Raw genomic sequence first — 7,923 nt, forward strand, 5'->3', positions numbered from 1 at the left:
TGATGGGAGCTGTTCTGGCTTCATCCATCGTGATAGGAACAATAAAGACTGCAGGAATAATTGCCACAGCCCCATACCTGATAAACTTTTTCATAAGGCTGAGAAACAGGTTTACATGGACAGTTGGCTATGTGGATGATAGCGGAGTGATAAGGACAAAGGGCTTGGAGGCATTGTGGTCCCTGTGGATAGGAAAGGGATCCTCGGAGGTAAGGATATTCTGGAAGGCTATCCTCTTTCACAGCCTGTTCGGCGTAGGGGCAGTGCTATTCTCATATTTGACAGCAAGATAATATCTTTATTGTTTAAAAGAAATTTTTATCTTTTCATTTTTCCCTAACCCAAAAAAAGTAGCAACGTGGATGGTTTCACATTACCCCTAAAGGTGATAAAAGTGCTGTTAGGGAAGGGACCCATCGAATATACAGAACAGCTTGGTTACTATCCTGTTGCCATGTTTGAAGGGAGTAAAATGAAAAGCGATAATAATTCACACATGCGTGCGTTAATTGAAGAGGCACGCAGGAAGATTCAGGAGTTTAGTTATGAAAAGTACCAAAAAGATGCTAATAAAGTTAACCTTGTTTTTGTTCTTCCTGCATTGCGTGCTGGTGGCGTAGAAAAAGTTGTACTTGCCCTAAGCCATGGTTTTTTAGACTCTGGTGTAGGTGTTGATGTAGTTTTGGCATGTGCAGAAGGGGAGTTTATTGATAATGTTCCTAGCAGGGTGAATATCATAAATCTTAATATTCCTCATAGATTTAGGCTCGTGAGGAGTTTTGTACCGTTAATAAAATACTTTAGGAATAGAAAAGTCGATGTAGTTTTTCCCTTATTTGATGGTTTTGAACTTATTGTAATATTTGCAGTTTTTGTAGCCTCCATTGGAAAGGAACGACCTTTGGTGATATACTCTTGCCACAGTATAACGAAGTATCTCGACTCTCTTCCGAGATATAAACGTTTTTTTGCAAAATTGTTTACTTATTTTAGCCTGCACTTAGCCGACAAAATCATTGCTGTATCAAATGGCGTTGCAAGAGATTTCAGTAAAAGATTTCACATATCATTGGAAAAAATAAAAGTAATTTATAATCCAGTTATATTAGAGGAGATAATTAGAAAAAGTAGCGAAGAAGTAGATCATCCATGGTTCAACTCTAATATTCCTGTTATTTTAGGAGTAGGACGCCTCAATAAACAAAAAGATTTTCCAACTCTTCTTAAGGCGTTTGCACGTGTTCGGAAAGAAATCGATTCACGGCTTGTAATTTTAGGCGAAGGAGAAGAAAGAAAAAAATTGGAAAAGATTGCAAAAGAACTTGGCATTGAAAATAATGTTTGGCTCCCTGGGTTTGTAGATAATCCATATAAATTTATGAGCAGAGCTTCAGTACTTGTATTGTCTTCAGAGTATGAAGGATTTGCGCTTGTTTTAGTTGAAGCACTTGCATTGGGATGTCCTGTCGTCTCTACTAATTGTCCAAGTGGGCTAAGTGAAATACTTGAAAATGGAAAATACGGCAAACTGGTACCTATTGGAGATGCAAAAGCACTTGCCTTAGCTATCCTAGACACGCTAAAGAATCCTTTACCAAAGGAATTTTTACAGAAAAAAGCAAAGGCGTTTTCTGTTGAAAATATAACAAAGGAATATCTTAATTTGATTATGGGTTTAAAAGGGGCAAGAAATGGCAGTAAGCAAAAGAGTTATTTTTCTTCGTTCTAATCCGGTCGCACCTGATCCAAGAGTTGAAAAGGGGGCCATGTCTTTAACCAAAAATGATTTTAAAGTGGTAATAATTGGTTGGGATAGAGAAAATAAATATCCATATCATGAGAGAAAAGATTTTGGAGAAGTTTATAGATTAAAAATAAAAGCAAAATTTGGAACAGGAATCAAAAATATTAGACACCTACTTAAGTATCAAGTTGCATTATTTTCTTATTTGACGAAGAATAGACAAAATTATGATTATATTCATGCATGTGACTTTGATACAATTATTCCTGCCTTGATTTGCAAATTACTCTTTAGAAAGAGGGTAGTCTACGATATTTTTGATTTCTATGCGGATATGCTGAGAAATGTCCCTGACTTTTTGAGGCAATTTATTCGAAGAGTCGATCTGTTTCTAATTGGTTTTGCGGATGCGGTAATTATAGCAGATGAGGGAAGAATAGAGCAAATTAAAGGCTCAAAACCTAAAAAACTTGTTGTAATTTATAATTCGCCTCCTTTGGTAACCGATTTTAAAGAAAGTCCCTTGAAAAAGGTTAGTTCGAATAATCTCGTTATCGCCTATATCGGTTTGCTTCAGAGAGAAAGGGGGATTTTCGAGATGATTGACGTTGCTAGGAATCATCCAGAGTGGAAACTTGTTCTCGGTGGATACGGAGCAGAAGAAGAGGAGATTAAAGAAAAAATAAAAGGCCTTGGTAATGTTGAATTTTTAGGCCGTGTGCCTTATGAGAAGGCGCTTGAGGTATATGCTTCATCTGATGTTATGTTTGCAACCTATGATCCTCGAATTCCAAATCACCGTTATTCGAGTCCGAATAAACTTTTTGAGGCAATGATGTTAGGAAAGCCAATTATCGTTGCAAGAAATACAGGTATGGATAAAATTGTTGAAAAATACAGTTTGGGTTTTGTGGTTGAATACGGAAACAAAAAGGATCTAGAAGAGGCAATAACTTCAATAGCAAACTGGGATACAAATAGGTGGGAAGCCTTCAAGAAGCATACTGCAAAGATTTATTCGGAGAATTTCTCTTGGAAAATTATGGAACGCCGTTTAATCGACCTTTACAAGAGTTTAGAGAAATGACCTTTTCTGTTTCTGTCATTATTCTTACTCTTAAGATTCTCGAAGTATATAAAAAGTGTAAAGAGAATCCCACTAAGGTGACTGTTGTCTAAGAAATTATGTATTATTATATTGGCCGGTGTTGATCAGATAGCCATTAGCCTATAATTCTTCCTAAGATATTCAAGTTAGCAGTAATTCCCTAAATAGAATATATGATGAAATGTAATCGAAGATAAGAAATCCTTACTCAAGAATCATTAGTGAAAACTCGTGGAAGCCTATATATTATCTATAATATTAATTTCAAAATAATGTTATAGAACAGATTTAATTACTTACTGGTGATTCACGAGGGATTGGAATTGAGAATACTCTTCCTTCCGGAGTACTTTCTACCCCATATCGGAGGAGGAGAGATCTGGTGTTGGAATGTTGCCAGAAACTTGGCTAAAAAACATGAGATAACAGTGCTCACCTACAAACATCCAGAGAAAAGAGTTTCCGAAATCGTAGATAATGTAAGTATAGTGAGAATGGGTCCTTTTCCCATACCAGGAGTTCAACCTTATTTCACTAGGGCATTTGTTCAAATTCCTTTCTCTCTGATCCACTCTATGAAGAGAGATTTTGATGTACTGCTTGTCAGCCAGACTCTACCTCTCCTCTTGGGAAAGGTAATCTCTCTTTTCAAGAGGAGGCCTGTTATATCAATATTCCACAATGTTTATGGGCTGGAGTTCAGCCTTAAGGACAAGGGATTTGTGAAGGGAATGATAAGAGGGTTTCTTGAGGTTCTCTCCCTCAAGCTGAACTATGATGCTGTAATAACAGTCAGCGATGGCATAAAGGAGAAACTCATGAGCTGGGGCATACCTGAGAACAGGATACATGTAGTGTACGGGGGTGTTGATCTAACCGTGTTTGATAAAGTTGAGGAGAAAAGAAGCGAAATTCCGATAGTTCTCTATGTCGGGAGGCTTGTCAGACTTAAAAGAGTTGATCTTCTAATCAGAAGCTTTTCAAAAGTTGTTAGGGATTTTCCTAATGCCTTTCTCTGGATCGCTGGTGATGGGCCTGAGAGAGCCCGTTTAAAAAGAATGGCCGAACAGTATAATATTCCTGTCAGGTTTCTAGGGTGGATAGATGGAGAAGAGAAAATTAGAGTAATGAAGAGGGCTTGGTGTTTGGTTCTTCCAAGCGAGAAGGAGGGTTTTAGCTTGGTTTTGCCAGAATCAATGGCATGCAGAACTCCTGTAGTAGCTATTGACTCAGGAGGTCTAAGCACTATAGTGAAGGATGGAGTAAATGGGTTTTTAGTTCCGCCAGGCAGTGAAGATCTAATCTACGAGCGGATATGCAGAATATTATCTGATGAAAAGCTTAGAGACAGAATGGGAGAAGCTGGTAGAAAGATAGTTGAGGAGAAGTTTACTTGGGAGAAAGTTGCTGAAAGAGTGGAGAAAGTGCTTCTGTCTGCTTTGCAGACTTTTGCCAGCGGATAATTTATTAACTTCCAGCCTGATACATCTTATGCTTCCAGTAATCCTCCAAATAACAGCTGGAATCTCAATTCTGCTATTTCTGTCAAGGGATATTACAAAATCCGTTGTTTTGGCACCATTAATAGGAGCTATTTTTCTATCTGTCGTCTCTCCAATAGTGAACGCAGATTCTTTTGTTGCAATAGAGATCACTCTTTTGCTAGCAGGGGCATGGGCAATCAGAAAGGCTGATAAAAAGGTGGATAAATTCCTGCTGCTGATCTTCATTGCATATACCCTAGTTGTAGCAGTGAACCTGTATAAGGAACCATATGTGGCCAGCTGGATGAATCAGGACGAGCCCTTTCACCTAATGAGGTCGAAGCTTTACGCTACCACAGGCTCCCTTCCCCTAGATTATCCTCCTCTGGTGCACATGATCGGAGGAGCATGCTACAAATTAGGAGGAGAGTGGTATCTCTGGTATAGAGCAGTTTTAGTCCTTCTAATTCCATCGGAAGGTGCCTTAATCTACATGATAGCGAGGGAACTTGACCTCAATCCTGTAGTTGCCTCCATCTTCTACCTCCTAATGTGCCCCTCTCTAATTCACCTCTTTGAAATAGGGACATACTCCAACCTTGTTCTAGATTCCCTAATTCTGCTCGATGCATATCTTCTAATTCGAGACAAAATGCTTCCAGCCTCTGTAATCTCATTCCTCCTTCCCCTATCGAACACACTCTCTTGGGTATTCATCGCATATGCCTGTATAATCTACCTGATCAGGAGATCAAGGAAAATATTATACTTAATTCCGAGCTTTTTCTGGCTTGTTCTTCCCCTTTCAGCAAGCAGAGTCCACTTATATGCCTCAAAAGTTGTGGAAAATGTCCCTATTGGCGTGAAACTGGCTGTTATAGAGGGAATTCCTCTAGAAATATGGTATTTCTTCGGGGCATCCTTCTCCCTTGGAATTGCAGGCCTCCTAGCGAGAAGCTCGTGGGAGAAAAGGAGGAAATACCTGTCCTTTTATGCTCTCTTCATATTTATTGTTGTCATAATATTTGCAGCAGGAAGTCCATCCCTCTGCTGGAGATTTCTTCTCCTCCTTCCATTTCCTTTAAGCATGACAGCCACATGCTTGATAGAGAGGATAAATCTCATCAGCATGAAAATAAAGAGGTTTTTATCGCCTGCTGTCCTAATTCTTCTCATTTTGGCATTCCCGCCTATCAGGGGAAACACGCCATATCAGGATGCAATCCCATTTGTCCACAAAGTGTGCAATGAGTATAATATGAACATATCCTCCTACGGGTTATCTGCATTCCCAAGCGTCTTTGGATGCTCTGTTGAGAGGACAGGAGCTCTTGAGGACCTTCTTCTCGATGGATCCAAGTTTATAATAACGAGAAAAACTCAGCTGGAGAGAATTCTTGTGGAAAAAGACCCGTGCATCAGGGTTATTTCGTCATCAAATTCCGCTGATCTCATAGAATATCTGCCTAAGGGAAACCAGAGCAGGGTGGAGGGCATATATCTGAACAACACAACTGCTATACTTTACCTAAATAAAACAGATGTCATAGCTGTGACAACAGCATATGGAGCTGTCTGTAAAATACTTAATGAGGATCCTCTAATTGTTAAATGCCCAGATTTAACCATAAGGAGAGTTATTGTGTTCAGAAAGTGCCTTCTTCCACAGCTTGTGGAGCTTCAGGGAAACTCGAGCGGCTAAGAATAACAAAAAAGAGGGGAGAAATCAGCTTGGAGGTGGATAGTAGAGATACTGTGCCTGAGTTCCTCCTGGTCCATACACCACTATGTTATGCTGCTTAGTTGTGGGAAGAGTAGAAGTGGTGCAAGTTACTGTTACCGTTGTGCCCACACTCCAAACACCGGAATTACTAGGATTATCTACCGTACAGCTACCCCCATCTATGTACACCCTCCAGTCAGCAGTTCCAGTGTAAGTTACTGTTCCGGGTCCGAGGTTCTTCACATATATTGTCCAACTTGCACCATCAGTTGAACTAGCACTCAATATTTGTATCTGAGAAGCTCCTCCAACAGTTGCGGTCCTCCCCAGTGAACCAAATATATACCCTGATATCGGTGAGAATATCAGAAGTGCTAGGGCTACTGCTATCACAAGTATTATTATCTCGACAACTACTCTGGATATTCCAGCCCTCATCATATCACCCCTTTGGCCAGTAATACAGGGAACAAACTGGTATATAAACCTATCGTGAAATATTTCATCTCTACAGGAAATATCGTCGAAAAATTTAGAACTACAAATTGCAGTTTGAAATATCATTCCTCTGCAGAAGCCTGTGATAACGCTCACTAGCATTTCGTTCCCGGAAATGAAAAGGTAGCAAAGAAGCTCCGATTGCGAGGCCACACGGACGGTTCACTGGTTCCTCAGGATTTTGAGAACTTCATATATCGAAGAGGGTAAAAATTTGATAGTCGAGAAAGCTTTTCACAGTAGTCAGAATCCACTGCAAAGAGATGTCCGAGAACTAATGAACAAGGAGTCGTCAACTTGAGACAAAAGAAAAACTTAAAAAGATATAAGTGGTACAGGAAGATGGGAAAAATGCTCATAGTTCGGATGGATGATAAAGGCAGGGTGCTCATCCCTAAAGAATTGAGAAAGAAAAGCAAAAACAGGATCTTTATCGCCAAGCTCGATGAAGATGGAGCTATAATTTTGGAGCCTGTTGATAAGAGAGTTGAGGAGCTTGGAGGAAAGTACAGAGATCTGATTAGGAAGAAAATGGAGGAGATAGAGGAGGCTGAGGAAGAGCTCCTCAGAAAGGAGAGAGGAATTTGAATATATCAAGAACCACTGAATAAACGAAGAGAGGAAAGGATGAGTATATTCCAATTCTATCATTGTAACAGCCGTTTTGTGGACCGTTATGATGCCTCAATAGAATTCAGCAAGTTGTACTTCAGTCATTGATCTTGGAAAGAAGGAACCTTGCTTCCTTCTTCCTAGATTTAGCTAGCTCAAAAAGGGCGTTCACAAGCCCCTTTCTTGAGGCATCAAGTATCTCCATCGATGCTATATTCCCCTCGCTGTCATAGCCTAGGATAACATCGTTGTCAAGGAGCTCCTCATCTACAAGAGATCCCTCCTTGAGCTTGATCACCAGCACATCTGCCTCCGGGTCATATCTTATGATCAGATCCATCTCTTGACCGTTTTACACCAATTAATAAACTTTCCTCTAAAAGATCGCATGCAGAAAATACCTTTTCTGCATAAAGTTGCTGGAGAGCAATCAGCAGGTGGAAATCGGTTCAATAAACTAGAGGGATTATCCTCCTCACTCTTTTCTTGTACTCCCTGTATTCATCGCCGAACTCCTCCTCAAGCCCTCTCTCCTCATAAAAAGTGGTTATTATGTAGAATAAAAGCCAGATAGGAGTTAAAATTAGGGAGCAGAGCTTCATCCAGATGAGGCTCCAGCCTACCGGCCATATGGAATCCCCTAGATAGAGGGGATGCCTCACTAAACCATAAACTCCATCCTTCACAAGCTTCTTCTCCTCCTTGAACATGAGAAACCTGTATATCCTTCTCAAGGACAGAATGATGAGGAAAA

Annotated in this window: 9 protein-coding genes; 6 read left to right on the top strand and 3 right to left on the bottom strand. The window is 40.0% G+C overall.

Going from position 1 to position 7,923, the window contains the following annotated elements; all coding sequences use genetic code 11:
* The 5 genes from D6D85_RS16425 to D6D85_RS10845 form a co-directional block, all read left to right on the top strand.
* Positions 1–293: hypothetical protein (locus D6D85_RS16425; RefSeq protein ID WP_161969836.1), on the top strand; the 293-nt coding region annotated here is incomplete at its 5' end.
* Positions 294–394: 101 nt separating this feature from the next.
* Positions 395–1,729 (top strand): glycosyltransferase, encoded by a 1,335-nt coding sequence (locus tag D6D85_RS10830; protein ID WP_125672053.1) that lies wholly within the window; start codon positions 395–397, stop codon positions 1,727–1,729.
* The gene (locus tag D6D85_RS10835) at positions 1,692–2,831 is read left to right on the top strand and encodes a glycosyltransferase family 4 protein (protein WP_125672054.1); all 1,140 of its coding nucleotides are present in this window, start codon (positions 1,692–1,694) and stop codon (positions 2,829–2,831) included. The genes D6D85_RS10830 and D6D85_RS10835 overlap by 38 nt, the downstream gene beginning before the upstream one ends.
* Before the next feature lie 344 nt (positions 2,832–3,175).
* A complete protein-coding gene (locus tag D6D85_RS10840) occupies positions 3,176–4,315 on the top strand; it encodes a glycosyltransferase family 4 protein (protein WP_153184012.1) in 1,140 nt (379 codons plus the stop codon).
* A 28-nt stretch (positions 4,316–4,343) separates the two neighbouring features.
* A complete protein-coding gene (locus D6D85_RS10845) occupies positions 4,344–6,038 on the top strand; it encodes a hypothetical protein (RefSeq protein WP_125672056.1) in 1,695 nt (564 codons plus the stop codon).
* Between the two features lie 24 nt (positions 6,039–6,062).
* Here D6D85_RS10845 and D6D85_RS10850 read toward each other — a convergent pair whose 3' ends face one another.
* A complete protein-coding gene (locus D6D85_RS10850; RefSeq protein WP_125672057.1) occupies positions 6,063–6,497 on the bottom strand; it encodes a hypothetical protein in 435 nt (144 codons plus the stop codon).
* A 357-nt stretch (positions 6,498–6,854) separates the two neighbouring features.
* Here D6D85_RS10850 and D6D85_RS10855 point away from each other — a divergent pair, with 357 nt between their 5' ends.
* Positions 6,855–7,145, top strand: coding sequence for an AbrB/MazE/SpoVT family DNA-binding domain-containing protein (locus D6D85_RS10855; RefSeq protein WP_125672058.1), 291 nt, complete (start codon positions 6,855–6,857; stop codon positions 7,143–7,145).
* 121 nt (positions 7,146–7,266) lie between these two features.
* Here the strand turns inward: D6D85_RS10855 and D6D85_RS10860 are convergent, their stop codons facing one another.
* Entirely contained in the window at positions 7,267–7,509 is a 243-nt protein-coding gene (locus tag D6D85_RS10860) for a DUF2283 domain-containing protein (protein ID WP_125672059.1), read from the bottom strand.
* A 109-nt stretch (positions 7,510–7,618) separates the two neighbouring features.
* On the bottom strand, positions 7,619–7,923 hold a 305-nt coding region (locus tag D6D85_RS10865; RefSeq protein ID WP_133308317.1), incomplete at its 5' end, for a methyltransferase family protein.

Source organism: Candidatus Methanodesulfokora washburnensis, assembly GCF_003947435.1.
Lineage (GTDB): Archaea > Korarchaeota > Korarchaeia > Korarchaeales > Korarchaeaceae > Methanodesulfokora > Methanodesulfokora washburnensis.